We start from the raw sequence: 21105 nt of genomic DNA on the forward strand, positions 1-21105 counted from the left end.
TTAGAGTGTAAATTAGGAATAAATAATGTGGTTTAGCCCAAAAAAAAGAAAACAGGCGTTTGCAAAACAGCTAGTTAGTACACACGAAGCAGCTGCGATTATCGTTAACAACGACAACACTGTTATTGCAGGGAATGACGAGTTTACATCGCTAAGTAAGACACTTAACCAAACTAATGACACTAATACATTAACTTATTTAAATAAACGTTATAATCCAACAAGCAAAACCATTGCTTGTGGAAATAACTTGTTTTTAACCCAACACATTAGCCCGCTTACATTAAAAGAGCTTGATACATGCTCGCTCCATGTATTTAAACCTGAGCCGATAAGAGTGTTAGATGAGCAAGCTTGGCAAACACTTCTGAGTTTAGGTGAAGATATCTATGCAGTCTTCGATGATAACTCAAAGCTTGTTGCGAATAATTTAGATACGTCGAACAGTGCCGACGCTGCACTACTGCCCAAAGAAAACACTAAATTGCTAAACGTTTTACAAGATGCTTTAAATAGCGAACACGGTTCACTGTGTTTATCTGTAAAAGACAATATTTATTATAATCTTGCCCACACTACTTTTAACTTCAATAATACCTTGTTGTCTGCATTTATATTATCAAAACAATCACAAGTTGAAGACTATAAGCAATTTGAACTGTTATCTAAAGTGGTCAGCAATACCAGTACTAGTGTACTTATTACCAATAAAGATGGCTTAGTAGAATATGTTAACCCTGGCTTTGAAGTACTTTCAGGTTATACACTTGCAGAAGTAAAAGGCAAAAAACCAGGCAATTTCTTGCAGGGAGAACAAACAGACAAAGAAACCGTTAAGCGGATTTCAAAAAACCTTAAAAACAAACAACCATTTTATGAAGAAATACTAAATTTTGATAAAAATGGTGTGCCATATTGGATTGTTCTGTCGGTAAACCCAACATTTGATGATAATGGCCAGCACACAGGGTTTGTGGGCGTCAGTTCAGATATTCGCGAAATTAAGCGCCAAGTACTTGAACAAATAAACCAAAAAGATGCAATAAGTAGCCACTCGGCTGTGATTGAGTTTAATGAAGATGGCCAGTTCCTATCTGCCAATGAGTATACCAAAAAGCAATTAAACATATCTGAGGGCTCAAACATAGCGAGTGTGTTTGGTAATTTAAGGGATCATTTAGACGCTTCACGTATTCAAATACTCAACCAAGGCAAGCCGACTGAAGTAATGATGTCATTGACGCATCAAAATGAAGACGTAACGCTAGATTGCATTATTTCTTCTATTACCGATTTAAACGGTAAGGTTTCTAAATACGTTGTATTTGGTAGTAATGTCTCTTCTAGAAACAAATTGGTTACTGGAACGCATCAATCAATGTCAACCGTATTAGGGAAAATTCAAACTACGGTCACCACCATCAATGCCGTGGCAGATCAAACTAATTTACTTGCTCTTAATGCGGCCATTGAAGCTGCGAGAGCTGGTGAAGCTGGACGAGGTTTTGCCGTGGTTGCTGACGAAGTACGTAACCTTGCCAAAACATCAAACGAAGCAGCGGCACAAATTGGACTTTTAATAAATGAAACTCAAACGCACGTTGACGAGCTGGCTTCATTTTTAAAATAATTAAATAGTTTGAAAAAACTTAACAAACTTGCTCAATCAACAAATTAAACTGTTTGTTAGTGAATTATTTTAATCCGGTAGAGTCTCTGTGGCCTGAAGAAATGTGGCTGTTTTTTGTTAAAATTTAAGTGATGTATAAAATAGAAAAAGGCGCTAACGAGCGCCTTTTTTATGTGCTATTAGAGCCCTTGCTCATCTGCCATTTTTTTAACTATTTGTGGTGCTGTCCACAGTGACGGTAGTAACACAAAGGAAACTGGCACCGCGGTCACCACAATAAAGGACTGTAGCGCTGAAATTCCGCCCTCGCCAATTGAGATGAGTAATGCAGCCATTACCCCCATCATAACTCCCCAAAACACACGAATTGATGTTTGCGGATGATCGGTACCGGTCATCACCATAGATACCGAGTACGTCATTGAGTCACCGGTTGTTGCCACAAAAATAGTGGTCAGCACTAAAAATAATACCGACACAACAAACCCCATGGGTAACTGCTCAGTAATGGCTAACAATGCCGCTGGTAAATTAAGCCCTGCGAAAGGTTCTGATATAACACCTGGATTATTTAACTCAAAAAATATGCCTGAGCCACCCACAATGGTAAACCAAAAGCAGGTGATCACTGGCGCAACCACAGAGATGAGTAAAATCATTTCACGGATAGTTCGGCCACGCGATATACGCGCAACAAACATCGCCATTAAAGGGCCATAACCTAAAAACCAGCCCCAAAAGAATACGGTCCACCAGTCTAACCATGGTTTATCGGCACGAAACGTAGCCATAGGTATAAAGTTATCTAAGTACAAGCCAAACGATTGAATGTAGCTATCAATAATAAACGCAGTGGGCCCCATCAGGAATATAAACAACATCAGCACTACAGCCAATACAACATTAAAACGACTTAACAGCTGAATACCTTTAGTAACGCCACTTACCGCTGAAAGTGTGTAAATGCCAATTAAACTAAATAAAATAACTACTTGTGTGGTGTATGTGTCAGGAATGCCAAACAATTTATCTAGGCCAAAACTCACCTGTAAGCCTAAAAAACCAATGGGACCTACAGTGCCAGCAACCACAGCGAGTACACAACATGCATCAACAATTGTACCAAGCGCCCCTTTCATAACACGATCGCCAAATACGGGATAAAGCAAAGTACGAGGTTTAAGCGGTAAGCCTTTTTCGTAATGAAGATGCATATAAACAATGCCCGTTAAGCTGCCTAATATAGCCCAGGCTAAAAATCCCCAGTGCATAAAGCTTTGTGCAAGTGCGTTGTAGGCGGCATCGTTAGTGCCTGTTTCACCACCAAATAGCGGTGGCGGAGAAATAAAATGTGCCATTGGCTCTGCTGCGGCCCAAAATACGCCGCCACCAGCAAGCAAAGTACACATAATAATACTTATCCACTTAAAGGTAGAAATTTCAGGGGTTTTTAAGCCACCCAGTACCACTGAGCCAGTGCGGCCGATAGCTAAGAAAATGCCAATCACAAAGGTTAATAAAAGTAGGACTTGCCAAAAGGCGCCAAATATTTTGGTTGAGAAGGCAAAGGCCGTATTTATCCAATCAGACATCAGTTTAATGTCGTAAAGTGCCAGCGCGGCAAATAAAACTAATATACCGCCACTGATTAAAAATACGGGTATATCAACCCCATCCAGAAACTTAACTCGGGAAGAATGTGTTTCACCCGACTTTAAAGTTGCTTTAGTGGTATTCATTTATCGCTCCTAATGGTTCTTTAAAGTTACCGACATAGCGACACACCATGACATCACACTAAACCCTAGTTTCAACAAACGACAAAGCAACTCAAAAGCGAGTTTTAAGTACTTGTCATGTTCACGTCTAGGTAATGTCACAACAAGTAGACTTATTGCCAATTCCTTACTAGTTTAACGCGTTAAAAACGCTAAACCAATGCCTCAGGAATGATTTGTGTAGTAGTTACACAATAATAAAAGATAAATTACATCACGGTATCAAACAAACAAAAAATATACATTTTTGCTTTAGCAAAAGCGCGGTACGTTATTAAACGTTGCTGCGCAGTGGGTACGCAAACAACGCGGCTTATCGATTAGGGCAACTAAACCTGTCGCTCTGTTAGTGATAAATACAGGGTTATTGATGCTGTTTATGCCATGTTAAATAGTTGCTGTGGGTTAATGGTTTTGCAAATAAATAACCTTGCACTGCATTCACGCCCATCGACTTTAATATTGTTAGTTGCTCAGCACTTTCGACCCCTTCGGCCACAATGTTAATATTTAAGCTATGACCTAAGCCAATAATAGATTGCACAATACTTTGACCCGATGCGCTATTGAGCACTTTATCAATAAAGCTTTTATCAATTTTTAACTCATCAATAGGAAACACGCTTAAATGTTTTAAACACGAGTAGCCCGTACCAAAGTCATCAATTGAAAACACAAATCCCTGCGATTTTAATTCTTCCATTTGCTTTACGGTCCCCATCAAGTCACCCGCTAACATTGATTCAGTGATCTCTAATTTAATTCGAGTTGGCGAGACGTCAAACGCTTCAATTGCTTTAAATAGCTCACCTTTTAAAGTGGATGAATTAAACTGACACTGGCTAATGTTAATTGATACGCTAAAACTGTCATCGAGTAAGTTATTATCTCGAAGTGTTTCAAGTAAAATACAAATATCTCTTAATACAATATTTTGTAACTTTTGAATTAAGCCAAATTGCTCGGCAATTGGAATAAATGCATTAGGGGGGATAAGTCCTTTGGTTGGATGATTCCACCTTATTAATGCCTCAGCACCCACAAGGGTTCCATCAATTGCTAATTGTGGCTGAAAATAAGCACAAAACTCATCGCACGCGATAGCCCTAACAATGTCAGTTTCAAGCTCAGTTTGATTTTCCAGTAAGGTTTGCAGTGCGGGGTCGTAAAAGCTACTACTATTACCGCCTTTCATTTTAGAGCGATACATAGCGGTATCTGCAAATTTTAAAATATTAGCGGTTATGGCATTGCTCGTGTTAATCAAACAAATACCAATACTACAACTGACCTGAAACGCTAAATCGCCCACTTCAAATTTTTCATAAAAGACACTTTGTACTTTTTTAGCAATCAACTCAGATTCACTATTAGCTTGCATGTGGCTATCACCGACATGCTCGATAAGAATAATAAATTCATCACCACCGACTCGTGCGAGGGTATCTGCCGGGTTCAAAATAGCTGTTAATCGTTGTGATAACTCAACCAGTATTTCATCGCCTGCATTATGACCTAGTGAGTCATTTATGCGTTTAAAATTATCTAAATCTAAAAATAAGAGTGCGCCAGAATGATGAGACTGCTTAATTCGCTCCACATACATACTGAGCCTATCATTGAGCATTCTGCGATTAGGAAGGTTAGTGAGCGGATCGAAAAATGCTAACCGTTGTACTTCTTCTTCGGCAGCTTTGCGATTAGAGATATCTCTGGCCATCCACACCACATGTCTCAGTGACGGGTTAGTAGGCTGGTAACTTTCAAGGGGAGCTGTTCGCCCTTCAAATGTAAGCTGCTTACCTTTTATATTGAGCTGATATTCAAACACTTGAACTTCATTAGTTTGCAACGTTTTGTCAATCACCGCCAGAATAGGATTTGCATCTTCAGGAGGCATAATATCTCTGACATTTTGATTAATAACGTGCTCTTGGCTTAAATATAAACTTTCATTAGCTGTGCCGTAAACATTGGTATACTCCCCCTCTTCACTCAAAATGAGGGTTAGATCAGGAAGCACTTTTGTAAAGGCTTTAAACTTTTCATTACTTTGCTGTAATTCAAAAAGCAACGCGTTTAATCTTAGTGACTCGGTGTGCTTTTCAAGAGCAATACTGGTGAAATCAACAAAAAAATCTATTAATTCTAAATCTTGTGGTGTCGGTGACTTTGCGCTGTCATGATAAATTGCAAAAGTGCCTAATATGTCTGATTTTGTTGAAATAATGGGGGTAGACCAACATGACCTTAAACCATAACTTAACGCCAATGCTCTATAATCATCCCATAATGGCGATGTTGAAATATCTGCGGCTATAATGCGTTTTTTTTCATAGGCTGCAGTACCGCATGAACCGACAGTTGGCCCTATTTTCACACCATTAATTGCTTGGCAGTAACCCTGTGCAATATTAGGTGCCGCGCTATGAAATAGCTGCTCTCCTTTGAGCGTTAATATAGAGCACTTTGCAGAGGAGTCTTCAATAAGCTCCTCAATAGATAAACAAATATTTTCCAGTACCTCATCAAGTGGCGCACCGAGTGCTATTTTCGATAATATACTTTGTTGCTGAGAAAGCAGCTTTCTGACTCTCATTATTTCAATCAAATTATATTCCTCAACAATCACTAACGCTAAATGCGTCGCTCTATTTTAGGGCCTGTTTATAATAATTTATTATAGTCTTTTGACTATACATAATATTGAAATCAGCATCTATGCTATTTTCGTCTATTTCACGAGCGCTTGCCATTCAATACAAGGTGGCGATTTGAAATGTACTTATCAACAAATCATTTATTTACATACCATCTGTAAATACCCTTTATTAAATACTTTGTTACTTAAAAGTACTGTTTAAAATCATCAAGCTATTTATAATAGCTAAAACATAAATAATCGATGAGGTTAGTGTGCAAATAACACAAGGTATGGAATATTTTTTTTCAGGGTTTAAGTTAATTAGTCAAAAAGGGCTAAAACGCTTTGTACTTATACCCCTACTTATTAATATTTTATTATTTGGTAGCTCCTTATTCTTTTTATTTGGCTGGCTTAGTGATGGCTTTAATGCCGTAAACGCCATGCTCCCAGAATGGCTAAGTTGGCTCGAATGGTTAATGTGGCCAATTGCTGTGCTGGTGGTGCTGTTTAGTTACAGTATGTTATTTACCGTTATTACTAACTTTATCGCCGCACCTTTTAATGGCCTTTTAAGTGAAAAAGTCGAGTTGTATTTAACTGGTCAAAAAATTAACGACGACGGATTAGCTGATTTAGTCAAAGATGTTCCGCGAATGCTGGGCCGGGAATGGACTAAGCTTTGCTACTACCTCCCACGCGCTATCGGCTTTTTTATTTTATTGTGGGTACTACCTGTAATAGGCCAAATGCTATGGGTGCTTTTTACCTGCTGGATGTATGCGGTGCAATATAAAGATTATGCTTTTGATAATCACAAAATTAGCTTTACACAAATGAAAAATGACTTAAAAAGCAAACAAGGGTTATCTTATGGGTTTGGCTTTGCCGTGATGCTGCTAACCGCTATCCCATTTGTAAATTTAATTGTTATGCCTGTGGCGGTATGTGGTGCCACACGATTATGGGTTGAAAATTACCGACCACAATACCGTAGTTAAAATAAAAAATGGGCCACTTGGCCCATTTTTTATACTCGCTAGTAGATTAACTATATAAGCTCTGTGGCACTTTAGTGACATTTAAGTGCACCGTTACTTCTTCACGATCATGGTATAAATGCTTAGCTTGAAGTTCATAGCTTATACCGTACTTCGCCATTTCTTCTCTGATCATTTTTAAACATTCATACACACTATCAAAGCGTTTTTTCATCGGTAATTTCAGATTAAAAATAAGCTCTTTTGCATAAGCATTTACTGCCCAGTCAATCATCAAGTTAGTCACTTTAGTCGGCTTTTCTACCATATCGCAAACCAACCAAGTGATGTTTCTTTTTTCTGGACGGTATTTAAAACCATCTTCTCTAAAATGCTTTACCTGACCCGTTTCCATTAAACTTTCGTTCATTGGGCCGTTATCTATCGCGCTAACAAACATACCACGGCGAACTAACTGATAAGTCCAGCCACCTGGGCATGCACCTAAATCAACGCTGCGCATTCCAGCTTGTACGCGTGACTCACGCTGTTGCTCAGGAATAAACACATTAAACGCTTCATCTAACTTAAGCGTTGAACGACTTGGGCCATCGCTTGGCATACGTAAACGTAAGATCCCCATAAAAAAAGGAGAGTTGTTATAACTATATGAGTAACCCACATACGCAGTATTATTAGCTAAAAACAGCACATGCATTACTGGGCGATTTGCTTTTGGCTTACGCAATACAGTGTTTTGTTTCTCGAGGGCTTTTTTAAGCGGGGTCGATATTTTTTTACAAAAAGTCAGTAACTCTTTGCCCTCGTTGGTATCGGGTGTTTCGACACGAAGCTCAGAACACAAAGTAAAATCTTTTGCGGCATCTACAATAGCGCCTACTCTATCTTCTACGGGCATATTTTCAATTAGGTTACCGGCAAACCATTGGCGTGCAAACACCATATTTTTAAAATCAACTTTTTTGATTATTTCGTCGCTGTGCTGCGCTTCAAAACATTCATAAATAACATAACCGGTATTTGGTTTTGCTTTTACATACCCAGCAAATCCTTGTTCGGCAGCGTGAAACGTTATTTCAGCAGCGGCATCGTTTTCAAAACCACTACGACAGTAAATCACAACACTAGACATATTAACCCTTAAACTCTTTAAAACTTAAATCGTGCAACTTGCACTAAAATAACTATCCAACCAATAATAAAGCACAGCCCACCCAATGGGGTAATTGGGCCCAGCCACTTCAACCCTGTTAAAGCCAATAAGTATAAGCTGCCACTAAATAACAACGTACCGGCAATAAAAAAACCACCCGCCATACTGAGGTGCATACCCCACTTAATTAAAATAGCCACTGCAATTAACGCCAGCCCATGCACCATTTGATACTCAGCGGCGGTTTTAAAAATACCAATGGAGTACTCTGATAAACGACTTTTCAGACCATGAGCAGCAAATGCGCCCAGTATCACTGAAAGCATGCAAAAAAAGCTGCCTGCTAATAAAAATAGTTTAATCATGTTTATCCTCTTTTAAATTTTCAAGCGTATTCTTTATAAAGCTTGCTGCCTGTATTGCCGCAGCATTCAGGTTTTGTTGCTCAGTCACGCCACTTTTTTTACGCGGTTTTAGTGAGTGGTCACCATCCGTTAACCATACATACTTTGGCTGCTTTGGCATGGCCATTGTGGCAAGCTCTTCGCGGGTGCCAAAGGTATCCCTTTCCCCCTGTAATACTAAAAAAGGACACGGTATGTCTGCAAAATGATCTGTACGCAGTTTTTCTGGCTTGCCCGGAGGATGAAACGGATAACCAAACGCAAGCACACCTAAAACAGGATGAGAGGTCGAACAGGCAAGCATCGATGCCATGCGCCCGCCCATTGATTTACCCCCTATAAATAGCGGTAAATTTGCATCAGCTTGAGTCACTATATGTTCAAAATAAGTAAGTAGTTTAGGCGCTCGCTCTGGTGGGCGACGTTTGTTAGTTTGTTTAGCAATTTGCATATATTCAAAATCAAACAAGCCAACGTCAATACCGTACTCACTGAGTTGTTTAGCCATGATTTGCATAAACTCAGAATCACTGCCAGCCCCTGCGCCATGAGCAAATATAAACTGTGCGATTGCCGGTTGCTGACTACTTCTAACCCATTCGATGCTCATTAATATTCTTGCTCCTGCTCAACTAAACTTAACATCCAGTCTTTAAACGATACAATTTTGCCTAACTCATTTTGTGACTCACGGATCACTAAGTAATAGGCATTTTTACTCTCTAAACTGTGATTGAACGGGATCACTAAACGTCCTGCATCAATATCTGGTTTTGCTAGTACGCTGTTACCAATTGCAACACCTTGGCCATGTACCGCAGCTTGTAACACCATAGAAGAATGACTAAATATAGGTCCTTGGTTAACTTGTACATTACGTACGCCGGCGGTTTTCATCCAGGTTTTCCAGTTTTTACGGGTGGTGTCATGTAGCAAGGTATGGTTTGCTAAATCACTGGGTTGGTTAAGCGCTCTGGGGCCATTTAACAGTAACGGGCTACATAACGGCACTAAATACTCAGTGTGCAGTTTATAGGCTTGCACCCCACTCCAATGACCGCGACCATAATAAATTGAGATATCAACATCGTCTGTTAACGAGTTTTCATCCTGATCTTGGGCTTTAATTCGCACATCAATTTCTGGGTGTAATTCGTTAAATAAGCTCAATCGAGGAATGAGCCATTGAATCGCAAAACTGGGGGTTAAACTTACGGTTAACGAGCCTTTGGCACCACGAGCTAATAGCTTTTCAGTTGCATCTATTAGCTGAGTAAAAATCTCTTTAATATCTAAAAAGTAACCTTGGCCTTCTTCGGTTAATAATAACGAGCGATTTTTACGTAAAAACAGCTTTAAGCCTAAATGCTCTTCAAGCGTTTTTATTTGATGACTCACCGCAGCTTGCGTGACATACAACTCTTCTGCGGCTTTAGTAAAGCTTAAATGACGTGCTGCAGCTTCAAAAGCTTTCAGCGCGTTTAATGGAGGAACTCGTCTTGACATGGCAACCAAGCTTAGAATTAGTTTTTCTTATGCGGTGAATTATATACCTATGCTAGGAAAGAGTATATTCAAGCCATAAAAAAAGCGACCTAAGTCGCTTTTTAAAGTGTTAATCAACTTTATAAATCGCTAGCACTGGTATCAAGAGGGGCAAAGCTCTTGATTAAATCATCCACCGCTTTCATTTGCGATAAGTACCCTTCTAACTTGCTCAATGCTAATGCACAGGGGCCATCACATTTTGCTTCATTTGGATTGGGGTGCGCTTCAATAAATAAGCCTGCGATACCAAGAGCCATGCCGCTACGAGCAAGTTCGGCAGCTTGGGCACGACGACCATCGGCTGAGTCTGCTCGACCGCCAGGACGCTGCAGTGCATGAGTTGCATCAAATATAACGGGAGCCATGGTTTTCATATCATCCATACCTAGCATATCAACCACTAGGTTATTATAGCCAAAGCTTGAACCACGTTCACATAAGGCCACATTATTATTTCCGGCTTCATTAAATTTAGTAATGATATGACGCATTTCATGCGGAGCTAAAAACTGTGGCTTTTTCACATTAATAATCGCGCCTGTTTTAGCCATTGCAACCACCAAGTCTGTTTGACGAGCCAAAAACGCCGGTAGCTGAATAACATCAACAACCTCTGCAACCGGTGCTGCTTGATGAGGTTCATGTACATCGGTGATAAGCGGAATATTAAAGGTATTTTTAATCTCTTCAAATATCTTTAAGCCTTCTTCCATGCCTGGACCACGGTAAGAATTGATGGACGAGCGATTGGCTTTATCAAATGACGCCTTAAATACATAAGGAATATTTAATTTAGTGGTCACTTCAACATAATGCTCGGCAATACGCATCGCTAAGTCGCGTGATTCAAGCACATTCATGCCACCAAATAAAACAAAAGGTTTATTATTTGCCAGTTCTATTTCATTGATATTAATAACTTGGTTGTTCATTTTAATTCCTTATGGTGCAACTGCTTGCATCATTAATCCACAAATATACGCCATATATGTACCTACACCATAGCCAAGTACAGCTAATAATACGCCGACCGGTGCCAGTGACGGATGAAACGCAGCGGCCACAACAGGGGCAGACGCTGCGCCACCTACATTGGCCTGTGAGCCAACAGCCATATAAAATAATGGCGCTTTAATTAATTTAGCCACAATGAGCATTAAGCTTGCGTGAGTTAACATCCAAATTGCACCAATAACAAAATACATCGGTGAATCAAAAATCGCCATTACATTCATATGCAGGCCAATCGATGCCACTAAAATATACAAAAAGGCTGACGCCACTTTCGATGAACCAAACGCCTCAATATGGCGTACTTTGGTAAACGATAAGCAAATACCTATCGTCGTTGATATAACAATAAGCCAAAAGAACTTACTGTTTAAACTGTATTCTTTTGCCCACGCATAATTATTGGCAAAGAAGGGCCCTAAAATATCTGCACAAAAGTGCGCTAAACCGGTAATACCAAAGGCAATAGCAATAATCATCATGTAATCATTTAGCGTTGGCATACGCGCATGCTCTGCATGGTATTTTTCAACACGTTGCTTTAAGTCTTCAATCGCGGTGGTATCTGCACCGGCTTTAGCGTCAATCGCTTTATGATTAGCTGCCATTAATAATAATACTGCCATCCATAAATTAGCCACTATCACATCCACGGTGACCATGGCTGAGAAAATATCGCCACCCACTTCAAACATTTCTTTCATAGATGCTTGGTTTGCACCGCCACCAATCCAGCTACCTGCAATGGTTGTCATACCACGCCAAACAGCGTCAGGGCCATGTCCCCCTACCGCTTCTGGATAAACAGCACTCATTATTAAAATAGCTAATGGGCCACCAATCACAATACCTACGGTGCCGGTTAAAAACATAATTAATGCTTTAGGACCTAAATTAATAATCGCTTTTAAATCAATACTGATGGTAAGCAAAATTAAACACGCTGGCAGTAAATATCGCGAAGCGACGTAATACACGTTAGATTGAGAACCATCAACAATACCAAAGGTATTTAACAATGACGGCAAAAAATAACACAGCAATAATGCCGGTACATATTTATAAAATGCCACAAGACCTGGGCGTTGACTATTTGAGGTTTTGAAAATAAACCCTAAAATAATCGCCAATAAACCAAGTACAACGGCATCATTGGTAATTAATGCAGTTTGGGGATCAGCCATAACATTTCCTATTTTTTTATTCTTAGTGGTGAGTTTTATGATTGTCTTCAAGTTCTTCAATTTGATGTAGAATGATTTCAATAGCAGGATCATCAGGACATTCATCAACAAAAAACTGTAAATCATCTCGTGCCATTTTAGGGCAGCCAAGCTGATTTAGTAAATAACCTCTGTCGCGTCGCTCATAGGGATCATCACCTAACATTTCCATTAATAAATCGACGCAAGTTAAGGCATGACCAAATTTATTTTCACTAATGAAAGACCATTTTTGCTGCGCTAAAAATAATTTATACACTTCGTCTTCAAAAATAAGCTCTAAAGGCTCTTGTTCTTGAGGATTTTCTTCATCAATATTTTCAGGAATGATGTACCAACTTTGTTGGCCACTGCTAGGGTCAACAAGATAACCCTCTTCATCACTCATTGCGACGTGAATGCCCACTTCGCCTTGAGTTATGCTTACACTGGCATCGAGTTTAGCATGCTGTAAAAAGTGGCATAACAAAATAGCTAAGGTTGTCGGTGTGCCACTGCGCATAGACAAGGTGTAGCTGATGCTATTTAACTTATACTCAGGAACTTTCAAGCTTGATGCACTAAATAGCCACTCACTATAAAAGCTATCAAGTAGTTTATCTAGGCGATCGTGTTCGTCCGGCATCTGCTGACAAATAGACTCTATTTGCTGCTCAAACGCAGTGAGTATTTCAAGACTTGGTGTTAAGTCTATTTGAGGGTCCCATTTAGCTTCCGCTTTGATACAACGATATATAGCCGGCGGCAAAAAATCATCGTAAGCATCTTCTATATAAGATTCATCGTGTTCATCAAACCCGAGGGTGGTCATTCATACTACAACATTCTAGAAAACGAGGACGTAGTTTACCTAATTTTAAAGCTAGATACCAATAATCAGAAATGAATTGAAGAGGTAAGCTTTACACCTTTGGTGTGCAAAGCTTAAATAGGCATTGTTAATTATAACAACAGCGGGGCTTTAGCTGTTGCTAAGTAACCAATAGCTAAAATAACAGCGGTGTTAAGTACTAAAAATACGATTTTTGGAACGGTTGTCGTTTGTTTAGCGCTAATAATACCCACAACAATATAAACGATAACTAGAATAATTTTTTCTAATAACCAAAGCTGCTCTAATGGGTTTATTTTAGCCATTGCCATTAAACCGATGGCTGAGACAATTAATAAAGTGTCTATACTGTGGCTACCAATAAAAACCAATTTATTTTTGGCAAGGCTGCCACTGCCCATACGAGAAAAAGAACGTACGTAAAATAAAATAATACTCACTAGCGCAATGGCCATGTGTGAGTGTTTTAATGCTAAATAATCCATATGTATTGTTACTTCTGTTTAGTTATGTGTTTTGTCAGGAAAGCGTAAAAGTACCGCTTCGAGATCTTCAAGTTTATCATTAAATACATCAACAAGTTTAGGATCAAAATGCGTTCCTTTATTTGCGTTGATCTCCGCAACCGCTTCTTCAAGTGTCCACGCACCTTTATAACAACGTTTATGGCGCAGTGCATCATACACATCAGCCAATGCCACTATTCTGGCAAAAATATCAATACGCTCCCCCTTTAATCCACTAGGGTAACCAGAACCATCCCACTTTTCGTGGTGCTGCTGTGCGATTAATGCCCCTGCGCTGACTATTTTACGCGGTGAATCTTTCAAAATAGCATAGCCTTTTCCAGCATGAGTTTTCATAACTTCCCACTCTTCGCTATTTAACTTGCCAGGCTTATTTAAAATTGCATCCGGAATACCTATTTTACCCACATCATGTAAAGGCGATGCAAAGCGAATTAAATTCGCTTGCTCTTCAGATAACCCGTAGGCTAATGCTAATTCATAGCAAATATAAGCAACCCGTTTTACATGATTACCCGTTTCGCACGAGCGCTGTTCAACGGCTTCACTTAAACGATAAACAAGCTCTTGTTGTGTGGCTTCAACTTCAGTATGTAACTGCACATTTTCAAATGCCAACTGCACATTTTGAGAAAAGATTTCAATTAGGTTTCGTTGTGTATCCGTCAACTTTGACGGCACACCTGATACAAACAACATTGAATTATGGTTAAATTTACTGCTGCAATAAGCAAACAAATAATCATCTCTGTACACAATTGCTTTGTTAGCAAGGGCCTCTTGGCACGCTAACAGTTGGTCTTCTGCTAGTACGGTTTCTAGCTCTTCTCCCTCGCGCTTAGCAAAATCGCCGGTACCAGAGCAAACAATCAGTTTTTTATTCATCTCCTCTGACGGATTTTGTGCAACTAAGGTGGTGGCATACATGGCTTCATCAGCAACGTTTAGTAAAGAAGTAAGCTGCTGCATCACGCCTTCAATAAAGTTATCCATTGAATGGGTTGCAAAAATATTGCGCGAAGCGGTGATTATTTTTTCTAGCCCTTCACGCGATTGCTCAATCGAAATAATATCGCGATACGAGCGAAGACTTGCCATCATAACGGTGAATAATTTTTGTGCGGTAAGTTCTGTTTTAGATTTATAGTCATTAATATCGTAATTTACGATTACTTGGCGCTCGGGTGCTTGGCCTGGCTGCCCGGTTCGTAGAATAATGCGAATATAATTATTTTTAACGGTATCACGAATGTATTTTGCTACTTGCAAACCCGCATCGTCTGTTTCCATAACAACATCGAGTAGGATGATGGCCGCATCAGGATGATCATCAATCAACTTTTTCGCTTCTGCGCCGGAATAAGCACTTATAAACTCCAAGCGTCTATCTTGAAACTTAAAATCACTCAACGCTAAACGCGTAACAGCATGAACCTCGGGTTCATCATCAACAATTAGAACTTTCCATGTTCCTTGCTCTTCACTTACTACTTCAGGTGGTTGTTCATTTGAAAATAAAAAATCTTCCATCACAAAGAGTTCCTTAAAACATATGCAAACAAACAACGGGGCTATTTTTAATAAGTTAAGGCCATTGTCCGAAAGTTACGCGGTCGTTATTACCAAGATCTTTCACTGTGCTTACATTTATAAACGCCATTTGGTTGAATATATGGCGAACAGCTGCACTTTGCTCAAATCCGTGTTCAATTAAAAGATAGCCATTAGAATGTAAATAGTCACGTGATTGTGTAATTATTTGTTTAATATCAGCTAATCCAGCATCATCTGCAACCAATGCAGACAAAGGCTCAAAGCGCACATCACCTTGGTGCAAGTGTTTATCGTTATATTCTATATAGGGGGGATTGGTTACAATTAGATCAAATTTTTTATTATTTAACGCGCTAAACCAATTGCTTTGTTCAACACACACATTATTTATCGCTAATCGTTTTTGATTACGTTTGGCCAGTGCCACCGCATCATCAATACGATCAACGGCAATAATATCCCATGTAGGCATTTCACTACCAAGCGCAAGTGCAATTGCTCCAGTGCCTGTGCCTAAATCGAGCACTTTGGCGTCATTTGGTACATTACATGAAAGCGCAAGCTCAACTAAGGTTTCTGTATCAGGGCGAGGAATGAGTGTTGTTGGATTTACTTCAAGCTGTAAACTCCAAAACTCACGATACCCTGTAATGTGCGAAACAGGCTCGCCGTTTAAACGACGCTCACATGCACGCTCAAACGCTTGTGATTGCTCATCCGTTAATTGTTTTTCTGGCCAAGTAAATAAATAACTACGTGGCTTTTGTAAAATATTAAGCAGTAGTACTTGAGCATCTAACTTTGCGCTATCACTACTTGATGCTAATAAATTAGCACCGGTAGTAATAGCGTTTTCAACAGTGAGGTTCACGATTAATCGTCGCCCATCGCTGCTAATAAGTCGGCCTGATGCTCTTGCATTAGCGGCTCAACCACAGCGCCTAAATCACCGGCTACCACTTCGTTTAAACGATAAAGCGTTAAGTTAATACGGTGATCGGTAATTCGCCCCTGCGGATAGTTGTATGTGCGAATACGCTCAGAACGATCGCCACTGCCCACTAAATTACGACGTTCAGACGCTTCAGCAGCATGACGTTTTTCATCTTCAGCCTGTTGCAAACGCGCCGCCAATACCGACATCGCTTTTGCACGGTTTTTATGTTGAGAACGCTCATCTTGACACTCAACCACAACACCGGTTGGTAAATGAGTAATACGAATGGCAGAGTCGGTTTTATTAACGTGCTGACCACCCGCGCCCGATGCTCTAAAGGTATCAACTTTAATATCGGCGGTATTAATTTCTATGGCCTCTGCTTCTGGCACTTCAGCCATTACAGCAACAGTACATGCTGAGGTATGTACGCGCCCTTGTGACTCAGTTTCTGGGACGCGCTGTACACGATGCACGCCTGATTCAAATTTTAATTGCCCATACACACCTTCACCGCTGATGTTAGCAATTACTTCTTTGTAGCCGCCATGTTCACCTTCGTTGGTCGTCACAACTTCTACTTTCCATTTTTTTGTTTCTGCGTAGCGGCTGTACATTCTAAACAAGTCGCCAGCAAAAATAGCGGCCTCGTCGCCCCCTGTTCCGGCACGAACTTCTAAAAACACGTTGTTATTGTCTTTCGGATCTTTAGGCAACATAAGCACTTGAATGTCGTCTTCTAAAGTCGAAATTTGTGCTTTTGCTTCTTTATATTCTTCTTGTGCCATTTCGCGCATTTCAGGATCTGAATCTTTTAGCATTTCTTCAGCGCTACTCAAGTCTTCTTGTGCTTGCTGGTATGCTAAAAACGTTTTCACCACTTCTTCAAGCTCAGAGTATTCTTTTGAAAGAGTACGAAAGCGGTTTTGATCACTAATGACCGATGGGTCACTTAGTAGCGCTTGAACTTCTTCATAGCGCTCAACTAAGGTTTCTAATTTACGATAAACGGACTCTTTCATTTAACTGTTATTCCTGATCTATACCTAACATTTTTTTCAATTGGTTTAACTGAGCCACTTCACCTTTTTTCGCTGCATCTTGGATGGCACGGGTAGGCGCGTGCATTAAGCGATTGGTTAATTTATTGGCCAGCTCTAAAATTACTTTTTCTGCGTCTTTACCTGTATTTAGCTGACTAAGCGCCCTATCTACAAGTTCTGCTTTTGTTGTTTGTACATCATTACGGTAGTGGCGAATTAAATCCACTGAATCAAGCGAGCGCAACCACATAAAAAACTCTTTGGTGCGCTCACTAATAATAATTTGTGCTTGCTCTGCCGCTTGCTCACGAGCAGCCATGTTTTCACTAACAATGGCTTGTAAGTCATCGACCGAGTACAAGTAGGCGTCGTCGAGTTCACCGACTTGGCTTTCAATATCGCGTGGTACAGCTATATCAATAAACAGCATCGGCTTATAGCGGCGTTGTTTCAGTGCTTGCTCAACTACACCTTTACCAATAATGGGCAAAGTGCTGGCGGTGGAGCTAATCACAATATCAGCTTGATGCAAACGTTCAGGCAATTGTGCCAACGCAATAACATCGGCTGATACTTCATCGGCTAAACTGCGCGCTCTTTCTATTGTTCTGTTGGCAACTGTAATTTTTTGCGGCTCATTTTGGTATAAATGTTTTGCTACCAGCTCTATGGTTTCACCGGCACCAATGAGTAACACCTTGGTTTTATCCAGCTTTCCATAAATATGCTTTGCTAAATTAACTGCCGCAAAGGCGACAGATACTGCACTGGCACCAATGTTGGTTTCGGTACGGACTTCTTTTGCCACCGAAAACGTTTTTTGAAACAAACGGTCAAACGTAACGCCCACCGCATCATGGGTTTTGGCACTATTATAGGCTTGTTTTATTTGCCCTAAAATTTGTGGTTCGCCTAACACCAGCGAGTCAAGCCCACAGGCTACACGCATCAAATGATTTATTGCAGCGCTGTCTTCATGACAGTAGATATTTTTACTCAGTTCATGTTCATCTAAACCATGGAAACTGGCCAACCATTGCAACAATGTTTGGGAATTTTGCTGTGCAAGGCTACAATACACCTCAGTGCGATTACAGGTAGAGACAATAACCGCTTCATTAAAGTCGGCATGGCCACTTAATTGTTGTAGCGCCTCTGAAATTTGCTCAGGCGAAAAGGCCACTTTTTCTCGTAATTCTACGGATGCGGTTTTGTGATTAATACCAAGTGCTATTATGGTCATATCTGCCAAATATTGCTGAGCCCTACTACATAGGCGGCAATTTTATCAAAAATCTCAGGAATATGGAAAGTAAGGAACAACATTTGACTCGACAATATTTGATTTTAACACTGCTATTTGTATTTTTAACCGGCTGCGTGAGTAAAAACAATTACAAAACAGAGCTTTACGAAGACTGGAAGTTACGCCTTGGCGAGCAAAAAACTTGGCAAGTAGACGGTAAACTTGCGTTTATTAGCCCAGATGAGCGCCAATCTGCCAACTTAAATTGGCAACAAACACAAAATAGTAATCATTTAGTGTTAACCACGTTTATTGGCACACGGATTTTATCGCTTAAACAAACCGCAGTCGGCGCCGAATTAATCTTTGATAACCAACCGTATTTTGATAGTAACGCCAGTGCACTTTTACAACGTTTAACAGGGTTTACTTTACCGGTTAATAACGCAGGCCCATGGTTAAAAGCTACCATTGACGATCACACCCTAGAAATTGATCAGTTAGGGCGTGCTAAAAGCGTGTTATGGTTTGATGATAATGGCAAAAAGTGGCAAATAAGTTACACAAGTTACGTCCAAAAATACGGTTTTTGGTTACCGAATGCTTTAACCTTAACCCATGAAAAGATTAAAATTAAAATCAAACTCTATGACTGGCAGTTTAACTAACTATGTATACTCACTCTGAATTTTCGCTGATTGCCCCAGCCAAGCTTAATTTATTTTTACACATTAATGGCCGCCGTGATGATGGCTACCATGAATTAGAAACTTTATTTACGTTTTTAAATTATGGTGACGAGCTCCATTTTAAACTAAGCACGGATACTCTTATAAGTATTAGCGGCGACACCAATGGCATTGCGCTAACCGACAATTTGATTTACAAAGCGGCGTTATTATTACAAACCCACTGTAAAGTGGATATGGGTGCAAAAATAAATTTAACTAAACGCTTACCCATGGGGGGAGGTGTTGGAGGCGGTTCATCCGATGCTGCATCAACGCTTTTAGCTCTTAATACGCTTTGGAATACAGCCCTATCTTTAGATGAACTGGCTGATTTAGGCCTGAAACTCGGTGCTGATGTACCTGTGTTCATTAAAGGTAAAAGTGCCATAGCACATGGCATTGGCGAGCAATTAGAGTACCTAGAACTGCCGCCGAAGTGGTATTGTGTTGTCTTCCCAAATCAACATGTCAGCACAGCACAAATATTTACTCACCCAGATTTAAAACGTGATACACCAAAACTTTCTGGCGACTGGCAACAGCAAATTTTAACCAACGATTGTGAGCCTTTAGTGAAAAAGCTGTGCCCCGAGGTTGAAAAAACCCTGCAGTGGTTGCTAAAATACGCTCCATCAAAGATGACCGGAACAGGTTCATGTTGTTTTGTTGAATTTGCTAGCCAAGTTCAAGCACAAGATGTACTTGCTAACCTCCCCCATACTTGGCAGGGTTTTATCGCATCCAGCGTTAGTACCTCTCCTGCTCATACGGAGTTAGCCGCCATCATTGATAAATGAAGTAACGTACAAGTAATCATAAGTTAACCTACTTTGTTCACTCAATGTAAGTTAGTCCAAAAATTCAGTGCCTGAGGAACCCTACCGTGCCTGACATGAAGCTCTTCGCTGGTAACGCAACACCTGACCTAGCTCAAAAAGTTGCAAAACGTTTATATATTGAATTAGGCGATGCTGTTGTTGGCCGTTTTAGTGACGGTGAGATCAGTGTTCAAATTAATGAAAATGTTCGTGGCTCGGATGTTTTTATCTTGCAATCAACCTGTGCCCCTACTAACGATAACCTGATGGAACTTATCGTTATGGTTGATGCGTTACGCCGTGCATCTGCCGGTCGTATCACTGCTGTTATCCCTTATTTTGGTTATGCTCGTCAAGATCGTCGCGTACGTTCTGCCCGTGTACCAATTACAGCTAAAGTGGTTGCGGATTTCTTATCAAGTGTAGGTGTTGACCGCGTTCTTACGGTTGATTTACACGCTGAGCAAATCCAAGGCTTCTTTGATGTACCAGTGGATAACGTATTTGGTAGCCCTGTACTATTAGAAGATATGAAGAACCGCGACTTTGATGACGTGGTTGTTGTATCACCTGATATTGGTGGCGTGGTGCGTGCCCGTGCAATTGCAAAACTATTAAACGATACCGACTTAGCAATTATCGATAAACGTCGCCCTCAAGCTAACGTTTCTCAAGTAATGCACATTATTGGTGACGTTGAAGGCCGCGATTGTATTATTGTTGATGACATGATTGATACCGGTGGTACATTGTGTAAAGCCGCTGAAGCTCTTAAAGAGCATGGTGCTAAACGTGTATTTGCTTACGCTACTCACCCTATTCTTTCTGGTACAGCTGCAGAAAACTTACGTAACTCTGTGATTGACGAAGTGATTGTAACTGACTCAATTCCACTGTCTGACGAACTAAAAGCGCTTGATATTGTAAAAGTATTAACGCTTGCAGATATGTTAGCAGAGACTATTCGTCGCATTAGCAACGAAGAATCTATCTCGGCAATGTTTGAACACTAAAGTTAAACATTA

At 40.2% G+C, this 21105-nt stretch carries 19 protein-coding genes; 5 read left to right on the plus strand and 14 right to left on the minus strand.

Annotation, left to right across the window (positions count from 1 at the left end; genetic code table 11):
- Positions 1–25: 25 nt before the first annotated feature.
- The gene (locus PSM_RS09570) at positions 26–1630 is read left to right on the plus strand and encodes a methyl-accepting chemotaxis protein (RefSeq protein ID WP_013465313.1); all 1605 of its coding nucleotides are present in this window, start codon (positions 26–28) and stop codon (positions 1628–1630) included.
- A 179-nt stretch (positions 1631–1809) separates the two neighbouring features.
- Here the strand turns inward: PSM_RS09570 and PSM_RS09575 are convergent, their stop codons facing one another.
- Together PSM_RS09575 and PSM_RS09580 are read right to left on the minus strand one after the other, a co-directional pair.
- Positions 1810–3369: a BCCT family transporter gene (locus tag PSM_RS09575; protein WP_013465314.1), complete on the minus strand. Its 1560-nt coding sequence runs from the start codon at positions 3367–3369 to the stop codon at positions 1810–1812.
- Positions 3370–3772: 403 nt separating this feature from the next.
- Positions 3773–6019, minus strand: a complete 2247-nt coding sequence (locus PSM_RS09580) for a putative bifunctional diguanylate cyclase/phosphodiesterase (protein ID WP_013465315.1) — start codon at positions 6017–6019, stop codon at positions 3773–3775.
- Between the two features lie 323 nt (positions 6020–6342).
- Here PSM_RS09580 and cysZ point away from each other — a divergent pair, with 323 nt between their 5' ends.
- Positions 6343–7053 (plus strand): sulfate transporter CysZ, encoded by a 711-nt coding sequence (gene cysZ, locus PSM_RS09585; RefSeq protein ID WP_411737475.1) that lies wholly within the window; start codon positions 6343–6345, stop codon positions 7051–7053.
- Between the two features lie 46 nt (positions 7054–7099).
- Here cysZ and rlmM read toward each other — a convergent pair whose 3' ends face one another.
- The 12 genes from rlmM to hemA form a co-directional block, all read right to left on the minus strand.
- The gene (rlmM, locus tag PSM_RS09590) at positions 7100–8185 is read right to left on the minus strand and encodes a 23S rRNA (cytidine(2498)-2'-O)-methyltransferase RlmM (RefSeq protein ID WP_013465318.1); all 1086 of its coding nucleotides are present in this window, start codon (positions 8183–8185) and stop codon (positions 7100–7102) included.
- 17 nt (positions 8186–8202) lie between these two features.
- Positions 8203–8571 carry a DUF423 domain-containing protein gene (locus tag PSM_RS09595; RefSeq protein ID WP_016900429.1) on the minus strand — a complete coding sequence of 123 codons (369 nt, stop codon included), beginning with the start codon at positions 8569–8571 and terminating at the stop codon, positions 8203–8205.
- A complete protein-coding gene (locus PSM_RS09600) occupies positions 8564–9220 on the minus strand; it encodes an alpha/beta family hydrolase (protein ID WP_013465320.1) in 657 nt (218 codons plus the stop codon). Before PSM_RS09600 ends, PSM_RS09595 begins: the two co-directional genes overlap by 8 nt.
- On the minus strand, positions 9220–10116 hold the full coding sequence (locus PSM_RS09605) for a transcriptional regulator GcvA (RefSeq protein ID WP_013465321.1): 897 nt from the start codon (positions 10114–10116) through the stop codon (positions 9220–9222). The genes PSM_RS09600 and PSM_RS09605 overlap by 1 nt, the downstream gene beginning before the upstream one ends.
- 119 nt (positions 10117–10235) lie before the next feature.
- Positions 10236–11090 carry a 3-deoxy-8-phosphooctulonate synthase gene (gene kdsA / locus PSM_RS18615; protein ID WP_013465322.1) on the minus strand — a complete coding sequence of 285 codons (855 nt, stop codon included), beginning with the start codon at positions 11088–11090 and terminating at the stop codon, positions 10236–10238.
- Between the two features lie 9 nt (positions 11091–11099).
- Complete coding sequence (locus PSM_RS18620; protein ID WP_013465323.1) at positions 11100–12353, minus strand: DUF819 family protein; 1254 nt, start codon at positions 12351–12353, stop codon at positions 11100–11102.
- Between the two features lie 22 nt (positions 12354–12375).
- The gene (locus PSM_RS09620) at positions 12376–13203 is read right to left on the minus strand and encodes a tetratricopeptide repeat protein (RefSeq protein WP_013465324.1); all 828 of its coding nucleotides are present in this window, start codon (positions 13201–13203) and stop codon (positions 12376–12378) included.
- 131 nt (positions 13204–13334) lie between these two features.
- Positions 13335–13709 carry a SirB2 family protein gene (locus PSM_RS09625; RefSeq protein WP_013465325.1) on the minus strand — a complete coding sequence of 125 codons (375 nt, stop codon included), beginning with the start codon at positions 13707–13709 and terminating at the stop codon, positions 13335–13337.
- Between the two features lie 18 nt (positions 13710–13727).
- A complete protein-coding gene (locus tag PSM_RS09630) occupies positions 13728–15281 on the minus strand; it encodes a DUF3369 domain-containing protein (RefSeq protein ID WP_013465326.1) in 1554 nt (517 codons plus the stop codon).
- 55 nt (positions 15282–15336) lie between these two features.
- The gene (gene prmC / locus PSM_RS09635) at positions 15337–16176 is read right to left on the minus strand and encodes a peptide chain release factor N(5)-glutamine methyltransferase (RefSeq protein WP_013465327.1); all 840 of its coding nucleotides are present in this window, start codon (positions 16174–16176) and stop codon (positions 15337–15339) included.
- 2 nt (positions 16177–16178) lie between these two features.
- Complete coding sequence (gene prfA / locus PSM_RS09640; RefSeq protein WP_008115176.1) at positions 16179–17264, minus strand: peptide chain release factor 1; 1086 nt, start codon at positions 17262–17264, stop codon at positions 16179–16181.
- Positions 17265–17271: 7 nt separating this feature from the next.
- Positions 17272–18528, minus strand: coding sequence for a glutamyl-tRNA reductase (gene hemA / locus PSM_RS09645; protein WP_024602657.1), 1257 nt, complete (start codon positions 18526–18528; stop codon positions 17272–17274).
- Between the two features lie 83 nt (positions 18529–18611).
- Here hemA and lolB point away from each other — a divergent pair, with 83 nt between their 5' ends.
- The 3 genes from lolB to PSM_RS09660 all read left to right on the plus strand — a co-directional run bounded on the left by lolB (position 18612) and on the right by PSM_RS09660 (position 21093).
- Positions 18612–19199 (plus strand): lipoprotein insertase outer membrane protein LolB, encoded by a 588-nt coding sequence (gene lolB / locus PSM_RS09650; protein ID WP_013465329.1) that lies wholly within the window; start codon positions 18612–18614, stop codon positions 19197–19199.
- A 2-nt stretch (positions 19200–19201) separates the two neighbouring features.
- Positions 19202–20059: a 4-(cytidine 5'-diphospho)-2-C-methyl-D-erythritol kinase gene (gene ispE, locus PSM_RS09655; RefSeq protein ID WP_013465330.1), complete on the plus strand. Its 858-nt coding sequence runs from the start codon at positions 19202–19204 to the stop codon at positions 20057–20059.
- 86 nt (positions 20060–20145) lie between these two features.
- Positions 20146–21093: a ribose-phosphate pyrophosphokinase gene (locus PSM_RS09660; RefSeq protein WP_008115168.1), complete on the plus strand. Its 948-nt coding sequence runs from the start codon at positions 20146–20148 to the stop codon at positions 21091–21093.
- The last annotated feature ends 12 nt before the right edge of the window (positions 21094–21105 follow it).

Origin of the sequence: Pseudoalteromonas sp. SM9913, from assembly GCF_000184065.1 — a bacterium.
GTDB lineage: Bacteria > Pseudomonadota > Gammaproteobacteria > Enterobacterales > Alteromonadaceae > Pseudoalteromonas > Pseudoalteromonas tetraodonis.